This is a genomic window from Pseudomonas sp. BS3767, assembly GCF_900099665.1.
Lineage (GTDB): Bacteria > Pseudomonadota > Gammaproteobacteria > Pseudomonadales > Pseudomonadaceae > Aquipseudomonas > Aquipseudomonas cerasi.
Map to the genome: position 1 here is coordinate 200,702 of NZ_FNCX01000002.1, position 20,990 is coordinate 221,691.

Genomic DNA, 20,990 nt, shown 5'->3' on the forward strand with positions numbered 1-20,990 from the left:
GAAGTTATAGGAGTTGAGTGGCGCAATGAATGCCGCCGAACTGCTTTTGATGCTCTGTACAGGCGATCAGATGAACATGACAGTCATGCTCAGCCAACTGATCAAGCAGGCGCACCGGTGCGTTCTGATCGATCCAGACATGGTTGCCCAATGACAATGCATTTGCGCACCATGCAGCCATCATTTCTTCGTCCAGCGGTATCAGCCCGATACCCGCGACCTGTGCTGCCTGGCGAAGCGTCAGGTCCTTGTCAGTCAGTTGCCAGCCCGATGACACGCGCCGATAAACGTTGACCAGGGATCGGTCGGCTGCGTCCGCTCTTTTCGCGTCGACCAGCAGGGCGTTGCGCAGCAGGCAGGCGTAGTGATCCAAGTGAAACTGTTCCGGATTGCGCCATACGTCCTGCACCGCCAGCACAACTTCACCCTTGAGCAGGTTTGAAGCCAGCAAGAACTCCAGCACTGGAAGCTCGGTACGAAAGCCGATGTTGATCACGGATACGCGTTCATTTTCCAGATAGTCGCCGCCCTCGAGCACCTGATCGAGTTCGACGGGAACGTGACCATGTGCAGCGACCACCTGCTTCACCACATCCACCTCACGCGCCCTGTCCTGACGCTTCAGACGCCCGAAAACCGGCTGTCCACCTACGTTCATGAAGTGGTCCCGCGGAAACAGAAGTCCGTACAGCGGTTGAATCCGGTAACTCTCGTAGGTAGCGTCCGGACTGATCCGGCCCAACTCGTCATCGTCATGCAGCCGTAGCTCGGGCTGGTTGATGATGATCTCGGCCAACTCCTGCCGACTGCAGCGGAACAATTGCTGGTGAGCAAGCTGCTGGCGCCCGTGTTCGACGTTGTCGGCAAAGCGCAATGCATGCCTTGCCAACCGCCGCATATCCTCGATGGCGACATGCGGACCGTCCTCGCTGAACAGCGCATCGGACAGGAAGACGGTCGGGAAACCCGCTGCATTGAACGAACTGGCCATAGCCATGACATCGGCATCTGCCTGCCGAAGCGAATACGGCTGCTGCGATTCCATGAATACCGACATGGAAACAGGCTGCACGACAGAGGGAAGCTGCAGGAGCACTTTCATCCAGGGTTCCAGAAATCAGGTTGCGCGAATCGACGTCTGCAAAATATTCATGCACTGCACAATGGCCTGCTCTATCGCAGCCTGGCTGTCGGCGGCGAAGTGCAGTCTGGCGGGGATATCCTCGTAGCTGAACGCACTTGAATCGCCCTGAGACTGCACGCTGCTATACGTCAGCAGCGGATGGGAGAGCTCCATCTGCGGATCGAAGGTGAACCCGCCGGGGAACGGATTGGGCATCATCAGAAAACCGGTGATTCGGGTGTCTAGCGGAGCGATGGCCACTTCGAGCGCGGCGCGGGTCCAGAGCTCATACAGGTCGATCCCCTCGCTGCGCAACGCGACAAACGGAATCTCGCCGCCACCGACGCGACCGCCGATCTCCAGAAACACCAGCTCGCCACGACGCTCGATGATTTCCAGGTGAATGGCCTGGTTGTGCAGGTTGAGACGCAGGCAGACTTCTTCGGTGAACGCGCGAACCCGCGCGACGAATGCCCGGTCATCGACTGTGACCGAGCCGAGCGGCAGGCCGTTGCGAAAGTCCAGGCAGGTGTTCAGGTACTTGGACACCTTGAAGTACGGCATGCTGTCGGCCGCCAGTATCGCGTCGACATGATAAATATCGCCTTCTATATATTCTTCGACTTCGTAGCCATTGAAATCCGGCAGGTCGGGTATGTCTTCCAGGCGTTCGATCTTCACCACGCCGTCCGAGGCGGCGCCCACCTGGGGTTTCAGGATGACCGGAAAGCCGTGCTCGCGACAGAAGGCTTCGACGCCGCTGCGCGACGCTAGATTCCGGTACTGAGGATAACGAACCGAAGAACCGGTCAAGGCTTCCTTCATGCTCGCCTTGTTACGGCACAGCAGATTATCGGCGACCTTGGCACCGGGTATGTTGAATTCGGTACGCACCAGCGCAGCGGCATCCAGATCGTATTCCGAAAAGGCGATCACGAAATCGACGGGCTGACGACGATGAATGGCCCGCGCTTCCTGAAGTATCAGATCGGCGTCCAGTACGCTGACTTCGACCACATTGGCGCTGATCTGCGGATCAATCAGTCGCGAGTGCCCTGCCAGTGATATGTAGGAGACATCGACCTGCGAGTGATCGATGTAGTTGCGGTAGTCCGAAAGCTCGTCGTCATAGCGGTTGATGATCAGGACATGCTTCATACGATTCCAACCTCTGTGTGTACCCGCCCGACGAGGCTTCTTACAAGCGCCTCGTCGGCGCCGCCGAACATGACGTAGCCAATTCTTGAGGTCCAGTCCTGATCGGAGCCCAGAGCATCTCCGGACCGGTAATACACCTGATGCGAGAGGTAATACGGACTGTCGAAAATGTCGGAGAGCCCCTGCAGTTCGGTAAATTCGCTCTTGTCGCCTCGGGGGATGAAGGCGATGGCACTGACGCCGTTCGCACATGGCACGGTGCGACTGTCGATGTCCAGGTACTCACACAGCGTCTCTTTGGCCAGGTCAATGCCGCTGGCACGCCTGATCAACTCGACGATATTGTCGCCTGGAAGGCGGGCCGCCAGTTCAACCGCCACCGGCTGGCCTTGTGGCGTTACACGCAACTCCAGATGGAACGGCCCGACGTTGAGCTTTATGGCCTCAAGCACCGCCAGCGAGTATTCGGTCAGCACCTTGCGAAACCCTTCGTCATAGCCCTGGCCCACAATGTGACCGACTTCGACGAAGTACGGCTCCGAGCCGAGCAGTTTTTCCGTGATGGACGCAAGGGTGACGCTGCCATCGCTGCGCACAATGCCTTCGACACTGTATTCCGTGCCGGGAATGTACGCTTCGACAATCAGCCGGCCACTGGCAGTAAAGCCGATGTCGTCGGGCAATGATTGACGGAATGTCTCCACCGCTTCGATCAGCTCTTCATGGCTGTAGAGCTTGCGCACACCGATGCTGCCCGCCATATCGATCGGCTTGACCACCGCCGGAAAGCTGAAACCCTCCGGCACCGATACCGGGGCGTGGGCATCCAGAAGGAAAAAGCCGATAGTGCTCAGCCCCGCGTCAGTCAGCCGACTGCGGAAATTGAATTTGTTGCGCACTTTCTGTACTGCACTGTCGTGCAGATGCGTTGTGCCTGACGCAGCCCCCAGGCGCGCGGCCATGGGCACGGCGTACTCCACACCGGGAAGAACGGCGCGGATGTTTCCCAACTCATTGATTTTCTCTAGCTGTGCATCGAAATCACCGGTGTCGATTTTGATGACCTGACGCACCTTGGCCCGCAACTCAGCGTTGAGCTCCTGCTCGCCACCGTCACAGGAAAACACATAGACATCGACGCCCAGTTGCTGCGCCGCATTGATATAGTTAATGCCGGATGAAACAGGATCAATGACAACGATGGACATGGCTCAGTCTCCGACTATCCAAAACTTTCAAGTTCACACAAGGGAAGGTTCTTTAACTTGCCGATCACCCCATCCGACCCGACGCCGATGGTGAGCGTGTCGTGCATCAAGTGTTCGCCAATGGCGAAGTCAGGGTGGGTCCATTCGGAAAATGGAAAGTTGGTGACCTGAACGTCGCAGTCAACCGTCTTGCGAAAGACCTCTATACACCCCGCGTGATAATCGCTTAGGCCTGCACGATTGACGGCGTAAATGGCAACTTCACTAATACCGTACTTCGCCACCAGTTCCTGCGCACGGCTCAGTGCCGCCCCCATTCCACTTCCACCGCTCACGACATTCAAACGACTCAGGGACTGTTCATAGACCGGCAAGGCAGGACTTGCAATTGAATACTCCAACGGTTCGCCAATTGGCCACTGCACCAATAAGCCCGAGAACAGGCCACCCTCACGCAACTTCACATGGCAGGTCAGGCTGTCGTAATCCTTGCCACCCAAGGTGACCACGGAATAACTTCGTACCGCTGAACCCTCGGGGTATTTCAAGCTGATGACCGACTTGGCGTTATAAAAAACCTTTTTGACCTCAAGCACGACTTCCATGATTTGCCCGGACAGAATCCGTTTGCTTTTCAGCCTGGCCTTATGAAAAGTGCTGATCGCAACGCGGATATCAATATCCGTTTCAGCACGACTGACGCATGGCAAAAAGGCTTCATTCAAGGCAACGACTTTTCCCTGTTCCAGAACGCGACCCGAAACAAGTGTGCACTTGCACACTCTGCACACCCCTTTGAGACACCCCCTTACCAACGCTTCATGAGGAAGGGCATCGGTAAGGGGGTGCTGACTCTCGGCGGTGTAAGTCTGGTCTCCAATACGAACACTGTAGATTGCCATTACACCGACCTTGAGTAAGGTGTATTAAAGCGTTGCTGCACGCAGGGCCTGGAAGTACTCACCGACCATCGGCACGAATGCCTTGATATGAACGACAGCCTTTTGCAGATCCTTCTCGTCCTTGATAACCGACGCCAGCATGTTGTTCATCATGCCGCTGTGGTCCTCGGCTTCGTCGAAAGCCACGTGCGAAGCCGCTCCGCTGACCGCTGGCTGGCCCATGCTGGCGCTGGCCTTCTGAGTGATGAACGAGCTGTACTTGTCGCCGTAGTATTCGAGGAACCAGTCCCAGGTGATCGAGGACAATGGCCCGAACTTGCTGACGCAGAAGTTCAGGTAACCCATGAGTTTCCAGGTTTCCGGAAAGGCGAACTGCGCCTGAATATCGGAAGGGGAATAGCCGTACGTAGCGAGGTCCTGACCGAACATTTCGTCGTGGCCGAACTCATCATACAAATAGTAGGACAATTGTTTGGCCGCGGAAATGTTATCGACCGCCGCAACCTGTACAGCCCGTGCGTCCAGCTCGTTGTTCATGTGAATGCGGATCACGCACTCCAGGATATGACGCTTGTAATAAGACTCATTGAACCAGTCGCCTTTGTGGAACTCGCCCATGACAGTGTCTTTTTTGAATTCTGCTTCCAGGCAGGCATCAACGGTGCTTTCAAGCGTCTTTAGCATCTCAGCGGTGGATATCATCGTTTGCTTCTCTCCATGTTAATCATTAATGGCTTAATGACATTTAATGTTCAGCGCCATGCTGAACCGTGTTATCCGTATCACAACAAAACAAATGACCGACGGCCTGAACCGAGAGCAAAAGCTGATCGAGTGGTCAAACAGCGATTGCGTAAAACAAAAAATGACGTCAAACAGGCGCCCCAGCCTATTGCCAGATGCGGCAGCTGAACAACCAGCGTTTTTAATAGCTGCACCGGCACGCACCCGAATGACCCGGGCAATATCATTGCTTTGCGTATTCAAGGCGCACAGAAAAGCGGTTCATCATAATGAACGCCGCACGCCTAATAGCCCGTGGTCAGAATATTCTGCATGCCCGCCGGACACACAGTAAGTGCCACGCCTTTATCAAGGCATCGCAGAAAATACAATTGAGTTACATTGAAGGTGTTTAGGCGTCGCGTCCATGCAGTCACTCTTGGGATCCAATTTGTGCCGGGGATCCTAATACCTCTTAAAACAGCTTGCAAGTAACTTTATAATCTAAGTATCTGCCAAATGGCTTAATGAACCAGTCGCTGCACCTGAAGGCCCGTGAACGACGCTTTCCAGACCTCGCCGGGCAGGCTAGTCTTGTCAGCCAACCAGAGGACTTTCAATGACCGTCGGCTACTCGAACCGTACGCCCCAACAAGCGCTGGCTGCCTTGCTCGATCGCTATGCGCCGCAGCGCCTGCTGTTGATCGGCGCTCAGGCGTTCCCGGCGTTGCAGGCCTTTCAGGAGGCCCATCCGCAGACCGAGGTCGCGCTGGCCGAACCCGGTGCGCTGCCTGCCCATCTGGCTGCGCAACGTTTCGATCTGGCGCTGGTGGTCGATTGCCTTGAGCACATCCCCAAGCGTACCGGCCTGGAACTGTTGGGTGGCATCCGCAACCTCAACGCCAGCCGCATCGCGGTGCTCGCCGATTTGCAGGCCTGCGGCTGGCAGGAGACGGATTTTTTCTCGCTGGCGCTGCAGTCCAGCGAACGCTTCGCCCGCAACGAGCAGGTACTGAACCTGTTTACGTACGACTTGCGTGAGTACAAACAGGTGCCCGACTGGCTGAACGCGAAGTACTGGGCCAACCCGGAGAATTTTGGAAAGTATTGGTGGTGACCTATGAGTAGTGCCATTTGCCCTTGCGGCAGCGGCGATCTGTTGCTGGCCTGCTGCGGTCGCTATCACGCAGGTCAGCCTGCCCCCGGCGCGGAAAAGCTGATGCGCTCGCGTTATAGCGCCTATGTGTTGGGGCTGACCGACTACCTGGTACAGACCACTCTGCCGGTGCAGCAAGACGGGCTGGACCGTGAGGCTATCGCGCAGTGGAGTGCGCAGAGCACTTGGCTGGGGCTGGAGGTGGAAAGCTCGGAGGTGTTCGGCGGCAAGCCGGAGCATGCGTTCGTGACCTTTACCGCTCGCTGGCATGACGGCAATGGTGAGCACAGTCATAAGGAGCGTTCGTCGTTCGTGCAGAATCAGGGCCGCTGGTATTTTATCGACTCTACCGTGCCGTTGAGAGCTGGGCGTAATGATGCGTGTCCGTGTGGCAGTGAGCAGAAGTTCAAGAAGTGCTGCTCGGCTTATGTGGACTGAGTTGCGTCTCTTTGCTTGAGCGTCGAGAACTCTGCGGTTGACCATCGTTCCCACGCTCCGCGTGGGAATGCAGTTCGTGACGCTCTGCGTCACACAGCGGTCTGCCTTATCAGGTGGATTGGGCGCACCTTAAAACTCCAATTGCGCCGAGAACGCGACGGTGCGTGGGTCGCCCAGGTAGCTGCTGTTGAGCCAGTATTCCTTGTTGGTCAGGTTGCTGACGTTGACGCGCAGGGTCAGGTCGTTTTCTGAGAGGCGTAGGCGGTAGCGGGCTCCGGCGTCGAAGGTGGTGAAGGACGGCAGGTCGTTTTCGTTGCTTTGATCGGTGTATTGTTTGCCGGTGTAGAACGCCCCACCAGTCATGGCCAAGCCTGGTACCGGGTTGATGTCGTATTCGGCATAGACCTTGGCCAGTTGTTTGGCGACGTTGGTCGGCACGTTGCCTTCATCCGCGGCGACGCCGGTTTTCTTGATTTTCGGGTCCAGTAAGGTGAAGCCGCCAACCACAGTCAGTTCCGGAATGACCTTGCCGGTGACGCTGAATTCCAGGCCGTTGTTTTCCTGACGTCCGTCAACCACGTAAATGTTGCCACCCGTGGTGTAGCCGTTGGGCTTTTCGATGTTGAACAGCGCCAGGGTCAGCAGGGTTTCGCCCAGCGTCGCCTTGGCACCAATTTCGTATTGCTCGCTGATTTCAGGCGCAAACGCCTGGCCGGCATTGAGCGTACCGCTAGGCGCGACGCCACCCGATTGCAGGCCTTCTATATACGTCGCATAGGTGGTCAGCCACGGCAGTGGTTTATAGACCAGTGAGATGTTTGGCGAGGTCTTGCTTTCATTGTATTTCGTCTCGGTTTCCGCCGAGCCGAACGCCTTGGCATAGACGAACTCGTTGGCGTAGGTTTTGATCTGCGTGTTGGTCACCCCCAGGATCGTTGACCATTGTTCGTTGAAGGTGATGACGTCACCGATCAGGACATTGTTGCTTTCCGAACTGTTGGCCAGGCGCTGGTCGCCATGCCCGATCGAGTACGACGGTTTACCGACCTGAGGCGTCTGGTCCAGCGGTATTGTGCCCACCGGCGAGGTGTATTGCGGGCCTGGCTGATCGGGCGTGTACGGGATGTGATCCTCGTACTGTTTCTGGCGCGAGGTATTGCCTTGATAGCCCACGGTGACCTTGTGACCGATGAAACCGGTATCGAACGCCGCATCGAGAAACAACGAGCCGGTCTTTTCTTCGGTTTCAATCGGGGCGAAGGCATACAGCGGCTGCGAGTAAAGGCCCGCGCTGTAGACCGTCGGCCCGGTGTAGGTGTTCTCCGAGGTGTACTGCTGGGCAGCGAAGGCTGCGCGCAAGGTGAACGTATCGTTCAAGCGCCATTTGGCGCGAACACCGGCCTTGTCGGACTCATAATCGGAAAACGACCACCTCTGGCTGTAGAGCTTGTCGTTGTCCAGTGATGCCGCGCTGGGACGCAGGGACTGGTCACCGAAATACCAGTAGCTGGTCAGGCCGCGAATCTCGGTCTTCTTGTGCGAGGCGTCGAACTGCACCAGCAGATCGTCGGACACGTTCCAGTCCAGCGCCAGGGAAATCATCTCGCGACGCCGCTTGTTCAGATCGACGGCCGTTTCGCCATCCTGGGTCAGCACATTGAGGCGATAGGCGAATTTGCCCTCGCTGTCGATCGGCCCGCCGAAGTCACCGTGCAGGTAGTAATTCTCACCCCCGGCATTGCCCAGGGTGACGCTGTTGTAGCGTTGATAGGTCGGGCGCTTGAGCACGTAATTGACCAGCCCGCCCGGCGAGGCCGGACCATACAGAAAGCCGGTCAGCCCGGTGATGACTTCCAGCTGTTCCATCTCTTCCATGTAGTTGCTGCCGTCGGCACCGTTGGTGAAACGCAGGCCATCATTGGCGATGTTCAGGCTGCCCGCGCTGCTGAAACCGCGAATGTTGACGGCACTGGCGTAGCCGGCGCTGGTCGGCGAGTACATCTGGGTGAACGGGTTGTGCTTGATGACATCGTCCAGCGAGGTGGCCTGGATGTTTTTCAGCAATGCCTGAGGCGTGACGCTGATGGAATAAGGCGTGTCCTGCAGCCTCATGCCACCCAGCGCGCCGACGCTGCTGACGGTCTCGCTGCGATAACCCGCTGCTTCCGAACCTTCGAGGGGCGTGCTATTGGCGTTGATGTTGACGTCCGACAGATTCAAGGCGTTCTGTTCCATGGCCATCAGCGTGTAGGTGCCGGCGCTGCTCTGCACCAGTTGCAGACCGCTGCCACGCAGGGCCTCGCGCAAGGCCGTCGCCGCATCGAAATTGCCTTTCACCGCCGAGCTGGTTTTGCCGGCGACCAACGCCGGGTCAAGACTCAGTGCCAGACCACCCTGGCTGGAGATCCGATTCAGCGTGGTCGCCATCGGGCCTGCGGGCAGATCATAGGCAACCACGCTGGCCTGCTGCGCCGCCATCGACAGCGGGCTGGTCAGAGGCGTGCACAGGGCGATCGCCACGGCCAACAGACTGGGACGCAGAAGGGTGTCTAACGAACGGGACATCGGGCAACTCCTGATGGAATACTTCTCAATGCCTGTTAGCCGGACGAACGCTCGAAAGTAACAGGGCTGATTGAAAATAATTCCGTTTCAGGATTCAGCGGGCTCGCAGCATCACTCCGGGATGATCTTCAGATGCGACGTATCGGGCGCCTCCTGCGACTCGGGCTTTTCCACCTGTCCCATGTCGCTGCCCACCGGGGCCAGGCTCAAACGCGAGAGATCCAGCAGCGGCGCAACAGGCTGAGGCTTGCCGGGCAGCAACTCGACGCCCGCTTCTGCAACCGAGTAGTCCGGCGCATCGACGTCCACAAAAGCCGCCATGTAAGCGTCGCGCGGTTTGATCTGCAAACGCCCCGGACTGACCGAGGTCTTGCGCAACCAGGTCGGCGCGTCGGGCGGCGGCGCCAGTTCGACTTCTTCCATGGGCGGTGGCGTATTCATTTCCAGCACACGCACCAGAGCGCCTGCGCGCTCCAGGGTGGCGCGGTATTTTTCTGCGGTTGCGGCGTCGAGATTGTTTTTCAGAACCAGTCGGCGCCCCGAGAACAGGAGGTCCAGACGTTCAGCATCCGCATTGAACAGCTTGCCAAGGTTAGCCCTTACCTTCTCGGGTTGTGCTCCGGCGACGAGTTCAGCGCTGAAGACAATTTCGTAGAGATTCATGGAAGAAGACACCGATATGCACGTCAGTAAAAGTATGGCGTAGCGTGATACAGCGCAATAAGCGCGTTGCCGTTGAACGTCGAGTTGGTAGACTCAGGCGTCAAAGGGAGCACATCCATGTTTTTTCAGGCGCACATTACAAGAATCATAAGCCTTGCGTTGATCCTGTTCGGGCTCGGCGGATGCTCACTCCTGAGTTTTGACCGCACTCAGGAACCGGAAGTGCATTTGCTGAAGGTCCAGGTGGTCAAGGCAAGGCTGACACAGCAGGATTTCAAGCTGTACTTCGAAGTTGAAAACCCCAACGAAGACAGCTTGCTGGTGCGTGGCCTGAAGTACAAGATCACCCTCAATGACGTGGTCCTCGTCGATGACGCGTTCAGCGACTGGTTTGTCGTCGACGGTAATAGCCGCAAAACCTTTGTGGTGCCGATTCGCACCAACCTCTGGCGCTACGCACGGTACATCGCTCAACTGCTGAAAAAGCCTGATGAGCCGATCCATTATCGGCTGGACGGCAAGCTCAAGACCGGCATCGTATTCAGGCACAACGTCCGCATCGGCACATCAGGCGATGTGCTGCCGCACGACCTGATCCAGCGCCGATGATCATTCCGGCTATCCGCCCAGCTTGCCCTTGATCAGTTCCAGAAGAAACTTCCAGATGTCCGCGGCCCACAATGCCCGATTGACGGCACTGATAAGCGCACCGCCGAACGATCCCAGCAGAAACCCCACGCCCGTGGTGTTGCGCGGGTCTGCCACGCCAAGGTAATCACTGGCAATGCCGGTGAGAAACACAGCACAAGCCACACCGGTCACCAGAAAAACCAGCCAGGCACGCCAGTCAAGCAGACCTGCCTTATGCCACCAGCCAGAAATGATCGCACCCACCAGACCGGCTACCAGCCATTCGCCTCGGTCTGCCAAACCATTCAAGATATCCATCGCTTCTGACTCCGTTCAAGAAATACAGCCGTTCACGAACACAGAAAAATTCAGACACTGGGGGACCTGCCGGGAATTGCTGCGGCGTCGGGACCGTTCAAAAATCAAAAAATTAAGCATGCTTAAAAAAACAGGCAAACATATGCCATCAACCCACCGCGCTACCGGGCGAGCATCAGAGGCTTGAGGTCAATTATCGATGTAGCGCTGCCAGCCGATCCTTATCGAACCGTCTGGCTGACGGTCAATCTCGATGCCTTCGGTCTCTTCGATTTCCTGCAGCACCACGTTCCAGCTGTCCAAGGGCTCATCATCACGACGGACGACGATGACCCACTGGGTCTTTTGAACATTCGGCGCGGAGACCAGCCGTTGAATGCGCTTGCCGATCTGTTCGTAGGAAGACCTGCCTGTCGATCCATTATTACTGCCAGCCATGATAGCCTCCGAGGCATAACTGTATATAAATACAGTATTCCAGCTGCATGAACCTCGCAAGCATTTCGTAGGACGTGTCCTGCCGAGCATCTTGGACAAAAATGCCCGCACGCCCTGCCACGCAGGGCTTACAGCCTGCCGGTCATCCTCACGGCCACGCCGATAATGCGACAGTCGGCACCGCACTCGATCATTTTGTACGCCGGGTTCAAGGGCTTCAGGTAGCGTGTGCCACCATCCTCGACCAACTTCTTGAACGTCGCCTCGTTGCTGGCGGGCAGCTTGGCGATGACCAGCCTGCCAGGCTGCACGTCGGCCTCCGTGTCCACCAGAATCAGCATCCCTTCCGGCACGCTGACGCCGGTGGGTGCGGTCATCGAATCGCCCTTGACCTCCAGCCAGAACGCCGGCCCCTTGGAGTCGTAGTCGGAGATTTCATAGCGGTCGGAAAAACCGTCGGGGTAAGGCTGAACCGCCTCTTCCCACGAGCCTGCCGAGACCCAGCTGATCACCGGATAACGGAAGGACATTTTCGGCTGATCGATCAGCGCAACGTTGGCGTCGAAGGCAGGCGCCTTTTCCGGCCCCTCGCCAATCGCCAGCCACTCGGCACGAAAGCCCGTGGCACGAGCCAGTGCGTAAAGGTTTTCCGGCCTCAGGCTCTTGCTTTCTCCGCTGATCCACTGGGTGACGGCAGAGTTGGCCACGCCGCAAAGGGCGGCAATCTCACCTTTCTTCAGGCCACTGGCGGCGATTGCCCTGGCGATGCGTTCCTGTCGGGTCATGGAGTCGGCTCTGCACATGGAATAAAGAACGCTGAAAAACGCTCGACTAAAACTAAGCATACTTAAAAATCGATGCTATGCGAATCCTGATATGGCGATACTGCTTTGCCATGATTTGCGGGATAATGCGCGCCAGTTTTAATTGCGGAGTAAAACCGATGAACCAGCAAGCCCATGTGCATGGCCCCGATTGCGACCATGATCACGATCACCACGACCACCAGCACGGCCATGTACACGGTCCGAACTGCGGTCACGCCCATCAGGAGCCAGTGCGCAATACCCTCAAGGATGTCGGTCGTAACGATCCCTGCCCATGCGGCAGCGACAAGAAATTCAAGAAATGCCACGGCGCGTAAGGCGCGGAGCATTCTGACGACGGCCTGCATTGCAGGCCGTTTTCATTTGAGTGTGCTGCCTGCCTTCAGTTAGGGACCTAAGGCATGTAGCCACTGGCTGCCATGTAGCGCAGAGCGTTGCGAACTAAAGGCGTCTGGTCAGCCTCTGCAAAATCCTGAAATAAACTAGTCCGTGCCGCTTGCGTGCGGCTTGCCTGCTCTCTAACGTAGCGGCTTTTGTACGTTACCCCTCCAGGAGCTTGCCCATGGCCTCGCCAGCCCTTCGTCATTTTCTACCCCGATTCGGCGCTGCCGCCGCTGCGGCGAGCTTCCTGAGCCTTGCCGGCTGCCAGTTGGGCGGCGGCGATCCCGAGACCGTGCTGCCTGTTTCCGGGACGTTCCCGCTCAAAGGGCTGGCGCAGAACGTTTCGGTGCGCCGCAACACGATGGGTATGCCGCTGATAGAAAGCAGCAGCTACCACGATGCGCTGTTCACGCTGGGCTACGTTCATGCAGGTGATCGGATCAGTCAGATGCTCGGCATGCGCCTGCTGGCGCAGGGCCGTTTGTCGGAAATGGCCGGCGCCGATGCGCTGGACGTCGACCGCCTGATGCGCTCGGTCAACCTCAAGCAGAATGCCAGCGACCTGTACAACGCCGCATCGCCACGCTTGAAACGCTTCTTCGATGTCTATGCGCGCGGCGTGAACGCCTACCTGTTCCGTTATCGCGACAAGCTGCCTGCCGATATCGCCAGTTCGGGCTATAAGCCGGAATACTGGAAGCCGGAAGACTCGGCGCTGATCTTCAGCCTGCTCAACTTCAGCCTGTCGGTCAACCTGCAGGAAGAGCTGTCGGCGTTGGTTCTGGCGCAGAAAGTCAGCGCGGACAAGCTCGCCTGGCTACTGCCGACCTACCCTGACGAAGAATTGCCATTTGCCGAAGCCGACAAGCTCAAGGGCCTGAACCTGAACAATCAGGTCACCGGCCTGAGCGATCTGAACAGGATCGCCCTGCAGCTCTCGGACCTGAACATGCTCGGCGTCGCGGCCTCCAGCAACTGGGCCATCGCGCCACAACGCAGCCGAAACGGCAAGAGCCTGCTCGCCAGTGACATGCAGCTGCCTGCCGGGCTCAATTCTGCCTGGAGCTTCGTGCAGATCCGCGCACCGAAATATCAGGTGTCCGGTGTCACCATCGCCGGTATGCCGCTGGTGCTCAGCGGTTTCAACGGCAAACTGGCGTGGAGCATGAGCAACGTCAAGGGCGACAACCAGGACCTGTTTCTGGAGAAGATTAAGCGCGAAGGCAACCGCGTCTCCTATATGGCTGACGGCAAATGGCTGCCAGCGGCGGCTCATCAGGAAACCTTTCTGGTCAAGGGCGGCAGCCCGCTGCGTGAAACCGTGTACGAAACCCGCCACGGCGCGCTGCTCAACGCCTCTGCAACCCCGCCCGGCAACGGTTTGAGCCTGGCGCTGCAGGTTCCGAACTTCAAGGACGACAAGAGCCTGGATGCGTTCTTCGACCTGTCCCGTGCGCCTAACGTCGAGAAAGCCTTCGATACCAGCCGCGAGATCCGGGCGATCACCCTGAACATGATCTTTGCCGACGCCTCGAACATTGGCTGGCAGGTCACCGGCCGCTTCCCGAACCGCCGTGAAGGCCAGGGCCTGCTGCCTTCGCCGGGTTGGGATGGCAAGTACGATTGGGACGGCTTCGCCGATTCGATGCTCCACCCCTATGATCAGGACCCGCGCCAAGGCTGGCTTGCAGCGGCCAACCAACGCACGATTCCGAAAGGCTACGGCATGCAGCTCTCCAACTCGTGGGGCTACCCGGAGCGCGCCGAGCGGATTGCCGAACTCGCCAACGGCGGCAAGCAGGACCTGCGCAGCACCATCGCCATGCAATACGACCAGACCACGACGTTCGCCGCCAAGCTCAAGACCATGTTCCAGGCGCCGGGCATGAGCAAGCCGCTCAAACAGGCCATTGATGCTCTGCCCGAAGCTGAGCGCAACAAGGCCCGCGAAGCGCTCACGCGCCTGATGGCGTTCGATGGCAAGCTCAGTGCGACTTCGGCTGATGCGGCGCTGTACGAGCTGTTTCTGCAGGAAAGCGCCAAGCAGATTTTCCTTGATGAGTTGGGCCCGGAAACCAGCCCTGCCTGGCAGGCACTGGTGGCCAACGCCAGTTCATCCTACTCGCCACAGGCCGACCACTTGCTGGGTCGCGATGACAGTCCGTTTTGGGATGACGTCAAAACCGCGCAGAAGGAAGATAAACCGGCCATCCTTGCGCGCAGTCTGGCGGCCGCCATCACCAGCGGCGACAGCCTGTTGGGCAGCGATCACAAGGCCTGGCAATGGGGCAAACTGCACCGCGACAACTGGGCCTCTACCAGCCCGCTGGCCAAACAATTGGGTGGCGGCGAGTTCAACCGTGGCGCCACAGCAGCGGGGGGTGATCACACGACGCTGAACGTGTCCGGCTTCGAGTGGGGCAAGGGCTTCGACGCCCGCATGGCACCCGGTCTGCGCATGATTGTCGACTTCAGCCTGGTCGAACCGATGACCGGCCTGATCAGTACCGGCCAATCCGGCAACCCGGCCAGCCCGTATTACGCCAACAGCATCGAGCCGTGGCAGAAAGGCCAGTACCAGTCGATTCCGGTGCAACAACAGAACTACGAAAAGGGCTACGGCAAACAGCGCCTGACGCTGACGCCGGGCAAGTAAGCGCCGAAAGGGAGCATGGGCACGAGGGTGTTCTCCAGGACACCTATCGTTCCCACGCTCCAGCGTGGTAATGCCTTTCGTGACGCTCTGCGTCACACATCGGTTCTGTGGTGTCAGGTGGATTTAGGCTCGACTCAAGTCACCTTTTCGCCCCTCGGAGACCTACTTTGATGGGGCCAAAGTAGGCAAATCCCCTCGCTCCGGTTTCCGGCCCGACTTCGTCGGGTTCCTTCGCCCTGTCACTTACGTCGCACTCGGCGTCGTCTGTGCCATCGCGACAAAAAAGCGCTTTTATGCACGATAGTGTTCTTTTGGACATTTATCGCACCTCACGCTCCGCAGCCCTCACGCAAACTCCCCGAACTTCCAGATCCTTACCGGCTCATAGCTAACAAGCCCATCCATACGGTTGCCCCATGGATCTTGTCGTTGCACGCCCCGAAGGTTTGTACTGCCCACCCGGTGATTTCTACATCGATCCATGGCGTCCTGTCGAACGGGCAGTCATCACCCACGCGCATGGTGACCATGCCCGTACCGGCAACGAGCATTACCTGTCGGCGGCCAGTGGCGAGGGCATTCTGCGTTCGCGCCTCGGGCAGGACATTAATCTGCAGACCCTGGAATACGGCGAAACCGTCACCCATCACGGCGTGAAACTGAGCCTGCATCCGGCCGGGCATGTGTTGGGGTCGGCGCAAGTGCGACTGGAGTACCAAGGCGAGGTCTGGGTTGCTTCCGGCGATTACAAAGTCGAGCCGGACGGCACGTGTGCGGCCTTCGAACCGGTGCGCTGTCATACCTTTATCACCGAATCGACCTTCGGCCTGCCGATCTATCGCTGGGCACCGCAGGCGCAGATCTTCGAAGGCATCAACCAGTGGTGGCGTGCCAATGCAGCCCAGGGCAAGGCCAGCGTGTTGTTCGCCTATTCGTTCGGCAAGGCCCAGCGCATTCTGCATGGCATCGACGCGCAGATCGGGCCGATTCTGGTCCACGGCGCCGTTGAACCGCTGAACCGTGTGTATCGCGAGGGCGGCATCTACATCCCCGAAACCCAATACGCCGGCGATTTCAAAAAGACCGATCCCGCACTGCGCCAGGCGTTGATTCTCGCCCCGCCTTCGGCAGGCGGCAGCAGCTGGATGAAGCGCTTTGGGGAATACAGCGATGCGTTTGCCAGCGGCTGGATGATGCTGCGCGGTACACGACGCCGGCGCGGTGTGGATCGTGGTTTTGTGCTGTCCGATCACGCCGACTGGCCGGGCCTGCTATGGGCTGTCGAACAGACCGGCGCCGAACGCGTCATGGTGACCCACGGTTCGGTCGGCATACTGGTGCGCTACCTGCGTGAACTGGGCCTGGATGCGCAAGGCTTCAGCACCGAATACGGCGATGAAGAAGACAGCAACCCGGTAACCAGCGAACCCGAGGCGGCAGGCACGGGTGAGGCTCAGTCATGAAAGCTTTCGCTGAACTCTACGCACAACTGGACGCGACTACGTCAAGCAACGCCAAACTTGCCGCCATGCGCGACTACTTCGAAAAGGCGGCTGCAGAGGACGCCGCTTGGGCGGTGTACTTTCTGTCAGGCGGACGTCCACGGCAACTGGTGCCTACTCGTGTGCTGCGCGAGCAGGCAATGACCCTGGCAAATCTGCCGGAATGGCTGTTCGAAGAAAGCTATCAGGCGGTCGGCGACCTGGCGGAAACCCTGTCGCTGTTACTGCCCCAGGCCGACCACAGTAATGACGAAGGTCTGGCCACCTGGATGGAAGACAAGCTGTTGCCATTGCGCGGCCTGCCGCCTGAAGAACTCGCCGAGCGGTTGCCGCTGTTCTGGTCGCAGCTGGATCGCAGCAGCCTGATGGTCTGTATCAAGCTGATCACCGGCAGCTTCCGCGTCGGCGTGTCCAAGCTGCTGGTCACCCGTGCGCTGGCAGCGCTGGCAGACATCGACAGCAAGCGTGTCGCACAACGACTGGTGGGCTACACCGACCTGTCGCACCGACCCAGCGCCGAACGCTATTTGAAGCTGATCGCGCCTGAATCCGAAGATGAGCACGCCCAACGCGGCGGCCAGCCCTACCCGTTTTTTCTCGCCCACTCCCTGCAACAGCCCGCCGATCAGTTCGAGGAGTTGCTCGGTCCGGCGCAGAACTGGCAGGTGGAATGGAAGTGGGACGGTATTCGCGCGCAACTGGTCAAACGTGACGGACGCTTGTGGATCTGGTCGCGCGGCGAGGAGCTGGTGACCGACCGTTTTCCAGAGTTGCACAGCCTGGTGCAGTGCCTGCCGGACGGCACGGTGATCGATGGCGAAATCGTGGTCTGGAAAGCCCCCGATGCGAACCCCGATGCCGATGCGGAGTTTGCCTTGAACAGCGATTCGCCTGCGGCTGCGCCCTCGGTTCAACCGTTCGCCCTGCTGCAACAGCGCATAGGCCGAAAGACGCTCGGCAAAAAGATTCTTGCCGACGTTCCGGTCGTGGTGCTCGCCTATGACCTGCTGGAGTGGCAAGGCGATGACTGGCGCAGTCGCCCGCAACATGAGCGCCGTGCGCAACTGGAAGCGCTGATCGAAACCTGCCAGAGCGAGGTGCTGATGCCCTCCCCGGTGCTCAGCGGGAAGGATTGGCTCGATCTGGCCACCCAGCGCGAGGCCTCTCGCAGCCTGGGCGTCGAGGGCATGATGCTCAAGGCTCGCGACTCGTTGTATGGGGTCGGTCGCACCAAGGACATGGGGGTGTGGTGGAAATGGAAAATCGATCCGTTCAGTGTCGACGCCGTGCTGATTTACGCGCAACGCGGTCACGGACGACGCGCCAGCCTGTACAGCGACTACACCTTTGCAGTGTGGGACGGCCCGCCCGACGCCAGTGAACGCACCCTGGTGCCGTTCGCCAAGGCCTACTCGGGGCTGACCGATGAAGAAATGCGCAAGGTCGACGCCATCGTTCGCAAGACGACGGTGGAGAAATTCGGGCCGGTCAGCAGCGTCACCCCGACGCTGGTATTCGAGCTCGGCTTTGAAGGTATCGCGCTGTCGAAGCGCCACAAGAGCGGCATCGCGGTGCGTTTTCCGCGCATGCTGCGCTGGCGGCAGGACAAGCCGGTCGCCGAAGCCGACAGTCTGGCGACGCTGCAGGACCTGCTGAACTAGAGCACCAAAAAGGCGCACGACAAATACCGTGCACCTTTTTGAAACACCGACGAACGAATCATCCCGTCTCAACGCAGGAAACTTCCCGATTCGTTACCAATCTTCCGCTCTTTCTTACCTGAAAAAGCATCTTGTGTCGGACCGGGCGATGAACACCAGCCCTGTAAGCGCGCATGGGCGGCCTATTGCCAGCCGTTTATATGAAATAGCGACAACCCCTTATATTTCAAACGCACGTTCGTTCCTCTGGTTCGGAAATTGCTAACCAATGCCTGTCTGGCACTTGCCGGTAGCACGCTTCGCGTATTCCCAACGCCCCATTTAAGGTTTTAAGGACTGAACAATGAAAAAAGCATGGCTGACTCTTTCTGCACTGGCTCTGTGCATCGCCGCCGGTAACACCATGGCCAAGGAATACAAGGAACTGCGCTTCGGCGTCGATCCATCTTACGCACCGTTCGAGTCCAAAGCGGCCGACGGCAGCCTGGTCGGTTTCGATATCGATCTGGGCAACGCGATCTGCAAAGAGCTGAAAGTCACCTGCAAATGGGTCGAAAGCGACTTCGACGGCATGATCCCTGGCCTCAAGGCACGCAAATTCGACGGCGTCATTTCCTCGATGACCGTGACCCCGGCTCGCGAAAAAGTCATCGACTTCTCCAACGAACTGTTCTCCGGCCCGACCTCGCTGGTGTTCAAGAAAGGTGCAGGCCTGACCGCCGACCTGGCCAGCCTGAAAGGCAAGACCGTGGGCTATGAGCAAGGCACCATCCAGGAAGCCTACGCCAAGGCCGTACTGGACAAGGCTGGTGTATCCACCAAGGCCTATGCCAACCAGGACCAGGTTTACGCCGACCTGACTTCGGGCCGTCTGGACGCTTCTATCCAGGACATGCTCCAGGCCGAACTGGGCTTCCTCAAATCGCCAGCCGGTGCCGACTACGAAGTCAGCAAGCCTGTCGACAGCGAACTGCTGCCAGCCAAAACCGCCATCGGCATTGCCAAGGGCAACAAGGAACTCAAAGCGCTGCTGGATAAAGGCATCAAGGCGATGCACGACGACGGCACCTACGCTGAAATCCAGAAAAAACACTTTGGCGACCTGAATCTCTATAGCGGTAAATAACACCCCGACGCCCATCGATTTCGGCGATGATTCGTCGCCCGATCGGTGGGCGTTTTTGTTGGTAACAAGGCCTATCCATGCTCGATGCACTCATGCAAAACCTGGGACTCTCGGCATTCAGCCTGAAGGGCTTTGGCCCGCTGTTGCTGGAAGGCACCTGGATGACCGTCAAACTGGCTGTGCTGTCGCTTGCTCTGAGCATTCTGCTCGGACTGATCGGGGCCAGCGCCAAACTGTCGAGCTCCGCGCTGCTGCGCGTGCCGGCGCAAATTTACACGACACTGATCCGTGGTGTTCCGGACCTGGTGTTGATGCTGCTGATTTTCTACAGCCTGCAAACCTGGCTCACCATGCTGACCGACGCGATGGAATGGGAATACATCGAGATCAACCCGTTCGGCGCAGGCGTCATCACCCTGGGCTTCATCTATGGTGCGTATTTCACCGAGACGTTTCGCGGCGCGATTCTGTCCGTGCCTCGCGGTCAGGTGGAAGCAGCGACAGCCTATGGACTGAAACGCGGCCAGCGCTTTCGTTACGTCGTGTTCCCGCAGATGATGCGTTATGCGCTGCCGGGCATCGGCAACAACTGGCAGGTGCTGCTCAAAGCGACTGCGCTGGTGTCGATCATCGGCCTGGCCGATCTGGTCAAGGCGTCACAGGACGCGGGCAAGAGCACCTATCAGCTGTTCTACTTTCTGGTGCTGGCGGCATTGATCTACCTGCTGATCACCAGCGCCTCGAACTTCGCCCTGCGTTGGGCTGAGCGGTATTACGCCGCAGGCAGCCGGGAGGCACAGCGATGATCGAATTGCTGCAGGAATACTGGAAGCCCTTCCTTTATACAGATGGCGTCAACGTCACCGGCCTGGCGATGACCATGTGGCTGCTCAGCGCCTCCATCGCCATCGGCTTCTGCGTGTCGATCCCGCTGTCGATTGCGCGGGTGTCGAAAAACCGCTGGGTGCGCTGGCCGGTGCAGTTCTACACCTACCTGTTTCGCGGCACGCCCCTCTATATACAGTTGCTGATCTGCTACACCGGCATTTACAGCATTGCTGCGGTGCGTGAACAGCCGATGCTTGATGCGTTCTTTCGCGATGCGATGAACTGCACGATCCTGGCCTTCACTCTGAACACCTGCGCCTACACCACGGAGATCTTTGCCGGGGCTATCCGCAGCATGGCACACGGCGAAGTCGAAGCGGCCAAGGCCTACGGCCTGACCGGCTGGAAGCTTTACGCTTACGTGATCATGCCGTCGGTGCTGCGCCGTTCGCTGCCGTATTACAGCAACGAAGTGATCCTGATGCTGCACTCGACCACCGTGGCCTTTACCGCCACGGTGCCGGACATCCTGAAAGTAGCGCGGGACGCCAACTCTGCCACTTTCATGACCTTCCAGTCCTTCGGTATCGCCGCCGTCATGTACCTGACCGTGACGTTCATTCTGGTCGGGCTGTTCCGCCTTGCCGAACGCCGCTGGCTGGCCTTTCTCGGCCCGGCCCATTAATC

Annotated in this window: 21 protein-coding genes; 11 read left to right on the forward strand and 10 right to left on the reverse strand. The window is 58.5% G+C overall.

Features of this window, described 5'->3' with window-relative positions:
- Positions 1 to 4 precede the first annotated feature (4 nt).
- The 5 genes from BLR16_RS05365 to BLR16_RS05385 are packed head-to-tail and all read right to left on the reverse strand — an operon-like array spanning position 5 to position 5,093.
- Positions 5 to 1,102 carry an arginine deiminase family protein gene (locus tag BLR16_RS05365; protein WP_072366784.1) on the reverse strand — a complete coding sequence of 366 codons (1,098 nt, stop codon included), beginning with the start codon at positions 1,100 to 1,102 and terminating at the stop codon, positions 5 to 7.
- 15 nt (positions 1,103 to 1,117) lie between these two features.
- A complete protein-coding gene (locus BLR16_RS05370; protein ID WP_074804879.1) occupies positions 1,118 to 2,281 on the reverse strand; it encodes an ATP-grasp domain-containing protein in 1,164 nt (387 codons plus the stop codon).
- Entirely contained in the window at positions 2,278 to 3,489 is a 1,212-nt protein-coding gene (locus BLR16_RS05375; protein ID WP_074804881.1) for an ATP-grasp domain-containing protein, read from the reverse strand. The genes BLR16_RS05370 and BLR16_RS05375 overlap by 4 nt, the downstream gene beginning before the upstream one ends.
- A 14-nt stretch (positions 3,490 to 3,503) precedes the next feature.
- Positions 3,504 to 4,391, reverse strand: coding sequence for a 2Fe-2S iron-sulfur cluster-binding protein (locus BLR16_RS05380; protein WP_063682330.1), 888 nt, complete (start codon positions 4,389 to 4,391; stop codon positions 3,504 to 3,506).
- 24 nt (positions 4,392 to 4,415) lie between these two features.
- On the reverse strand, positions 4,416 to 5,093 hold the full coding sequence (locus tag BLR16_RS05385; RefSeq protein WP_003363540.1) for an iron-containing redox enzyme family protein: 678 nt from the start codon (positions 5,091 to 5,093) through the stop codon (positions 4,416 to 4,418).
- Positions 5,094 to 5,139: 46 nt separating this feature from the next.
- Here BLR16_RS05385 and BLR16_RS27900 point away from each other — a divergent pair, with 46 nt between their 5' ends.
- The 3 genes from BLR16_RS27900 to BLR16_RS05395 all read left to right on the forward strand — a co-directional run bounded on the left by BLR16_RS27900 (position 5,140) and on the right by BLR16_RS05395 (position 6,708).
- Positions 5,140 to 5,469, forward strand: a complete 330-nt coding sequence (locus BLR16_RS27900; protein ID WP_129402392.1) for a hypothetical protein — start codon at positions 5,140 to 5,142, stop codon at positions 5,467 to 5,469.
- A gap of 264 nt (positions 5,470 to 5,733) precedes the next feature.
- A complete protein-coding gene (locus tag BLR16_RS05390) occupies positions 5,734 to 6,231 on the forward strand; it encodes a DUF6231 family protein (protein WP_003363541.1) in 498 nt (165 codons plus the stop codon).
- A gap of 3 nt (positions 6,232 to 6,234) precedes the next feature.
- Positions 6,235 to 6,708, forward strand: a complete 474-nt coding sequence (locus tag BLR16_RS05395) for a YchJ family protein (RefSeq protein ID WP_003431189.1) — start codon at positions 6,235 to 6,237, stop codon at positions 6,706 to 6,708.
- Between the two features lie 129 nt (positions 6,709 to 6,837).
- Here the strand turns inward: BLR16_RS05395 and BLR16_RS05400 are convergent, their stop codons facing one another.
- Together BLR16_RS05400 and BLR16_RS05405 are read right to left on the reverse strand one after the other, a co-directional pair.
- Positions 6,838 to 9,273 carry a TonB-dependent receptor gene (locus BLR16_RS05400; RefSeq protein WP_074804885.1) on the reverse strand — a complete coding sequence of 812 codons (2,436 nt, stop codon included), beginning with the start codon at positions 9,271 to 9,273 and terminating at the stop codon, positions 6,838 to 6,840.
- 111 nt (positions 9,274 to 9,384) lie between these two features.
- The gene (locus BLR16_RS05405) at positions 9,385 to 9,936 is read right to left on the reverse strand and encodes a hypothetical protein (protein ID WP_054082123.1); all 552 of its coding nucleotides are present in this window, start codon (positions 9,934 to 9,936) and stop codon (positions 9,385 to 9,387) included.
- 117 nt (positions 9,937 to 10,053) lie between these two features.
- Between BLR16_RS05405 and BLR16_RS05410 the strand changes: the two genes are divergently transcribed.
- Entirely contained in the window at positions 10,054 to 10,545 is a 492-nt protein-coding gene (locus tag BLR16_RS05410) for an LEA/WHy family protein (RefSeq protein ID WP_058397250.1), read from the forward strand.
- Between the two features lie 9 nt (positions 10,546 to 10,554).
- Here BLR16_RS05410 and BLR16_RS05415 read toward each other — a convergent pair whose 3' ends face one another.
- From BLR16_RS05415 to BLR16_RS05425, 3 genes are all read right to left on the reverse strand, one after another.
- The gene (locus BLR16_RS05415; protein WP_003314406.1) at positions 10,555 to 10,884 is read right to left on the reverse strand and encodes a hypothetical protein; all 330 of its coding nucleotides are present in this window, start codon (positions 10,882 to 10,884) and stop codon (positions 10,555 to 10,557) included.
- A gap of 189 nt (positions 10,885 to 11,073) precedes the next feature.
- The gene (locus BLR16_RS05420) at positions 11,074 to 11,322 is read right to left on the reverse strand and encodes a DUF1654 domain-containing protein (RefSeq protein ID WP_003363552.1); all 249 of its coding nucleotides are present in this window, start codon (positions 11,320 to 11,322) and stop codon (positions 11,074 to 11,076) included.
- Between the two features lie 128 nt (positions 11,323 to 11,450).
- A complete protein-coding gene (locus BLR16_RS05425; protein ID WP_003431195.1) occupies positions 11,451 to 12,107 on the reverse strand; it encodes a LexA family protein in 657 nt (218 codons plus the stop codon).
- Between the two features lie 158 nt (positions 12,108 to 12,265).
- Here BLR16_RS05425 and BLR16_RS05430 point away from each other — a divergent pair, with 158 nt between their 5' ends.
- The 7 genes from BLR16_RS05430 (at position 12,266) to BLR16_RS05465 (ending at position 20,988) form a co-directional block, all read left to right on the forward strand.
- A complete protein-coding gene (locus tag BLR16_RS05430) occupies positions 12,266 to 12,466 on the forward strand; it encodes an SEC-C metal-binding domain-containing protein (protein ID WP_003431196.1) in 201 nt (66 codons plus the stop codon).
- 245 nt (positions 12,467 to 12,711) lie between these two features.
- A complete protein-coding gene (locus BLR16_RS05435; protein ID WP_074804887.1) occupies positions 12,712 to 15,186 on the forward strand; it encodes a penicillin acylase family protein in 2,475 nt (824 codons plus the stop codon).
- Positions 15,187 to 15,602: 416 nt separating this feature from the next.
- On the forward strand, positions 15,603 to 16,649 hold the full coding sequence (locus BLR16_RS05445) for a ligase-associated DNA damage response exonuclease (protein ID WP_092194155.1): 1,047 nt from the start codon (positions 15,603 to 15,605) through the stop codon (positions 16,647 to 16,649).
- On the forward strand, positions 16,646 to 18,349 hold the full coding sequence (locus BLR16_RS05450) for an ATP-dependent DNA ligase (RefSeq protein ID WP_003363563.1): 1,704 nt from the start codon (positions 16,646 to 16,648) through the stop codon (positions 18,347 to 18,349). The genes BLR16_RS05445 and BLR16_RS05450 overlap by 4 nt, the downstream gene beginning before the upstream one ends.
- A 343-nt stretch (positions 18,350 to 18,692) precedes the next feature.
- Positions 18,693 to 19,475, forward strand: a complete 783-nt coding sequence (locus BLR16_RS05455; protein WP_092194157.1) for a transporter substrate-binding domain-containing protein — start codon at positions 18,693 to 18,695, stop codon at positions 19,473 to 19,475.
- 77 nt (positions 19,476 to 19,552) lie between these two features.
- Positions 19,553 to 20,281, forward strand: coding sequence for an ABC transporter permease (locus BLR16_RS05460; protein WP_003363567.1), 729 nt, complete (start codon positions 19,553 to 19,555; stop codon positions 20,279 to 20,281).
- Positions 20,278 to 20,988 (forward strand): ABC transporter permease, encoded by a 711-nt coding sequence (locus BLR16_RS05465; RefSeq protein ID WP_003363569.1) that lies wholly within the window; start codon positions 20,278 to 20,280, stop codon positions 20,986 to 20,988. The genes BLR16_RS05460 and BLR16_RS05465 overlap by 4 nt, the downstream gene beginning before the upstream one ends.
- Positions 20,989 to 20,990 lie beyond the last annotated feature (2 nt).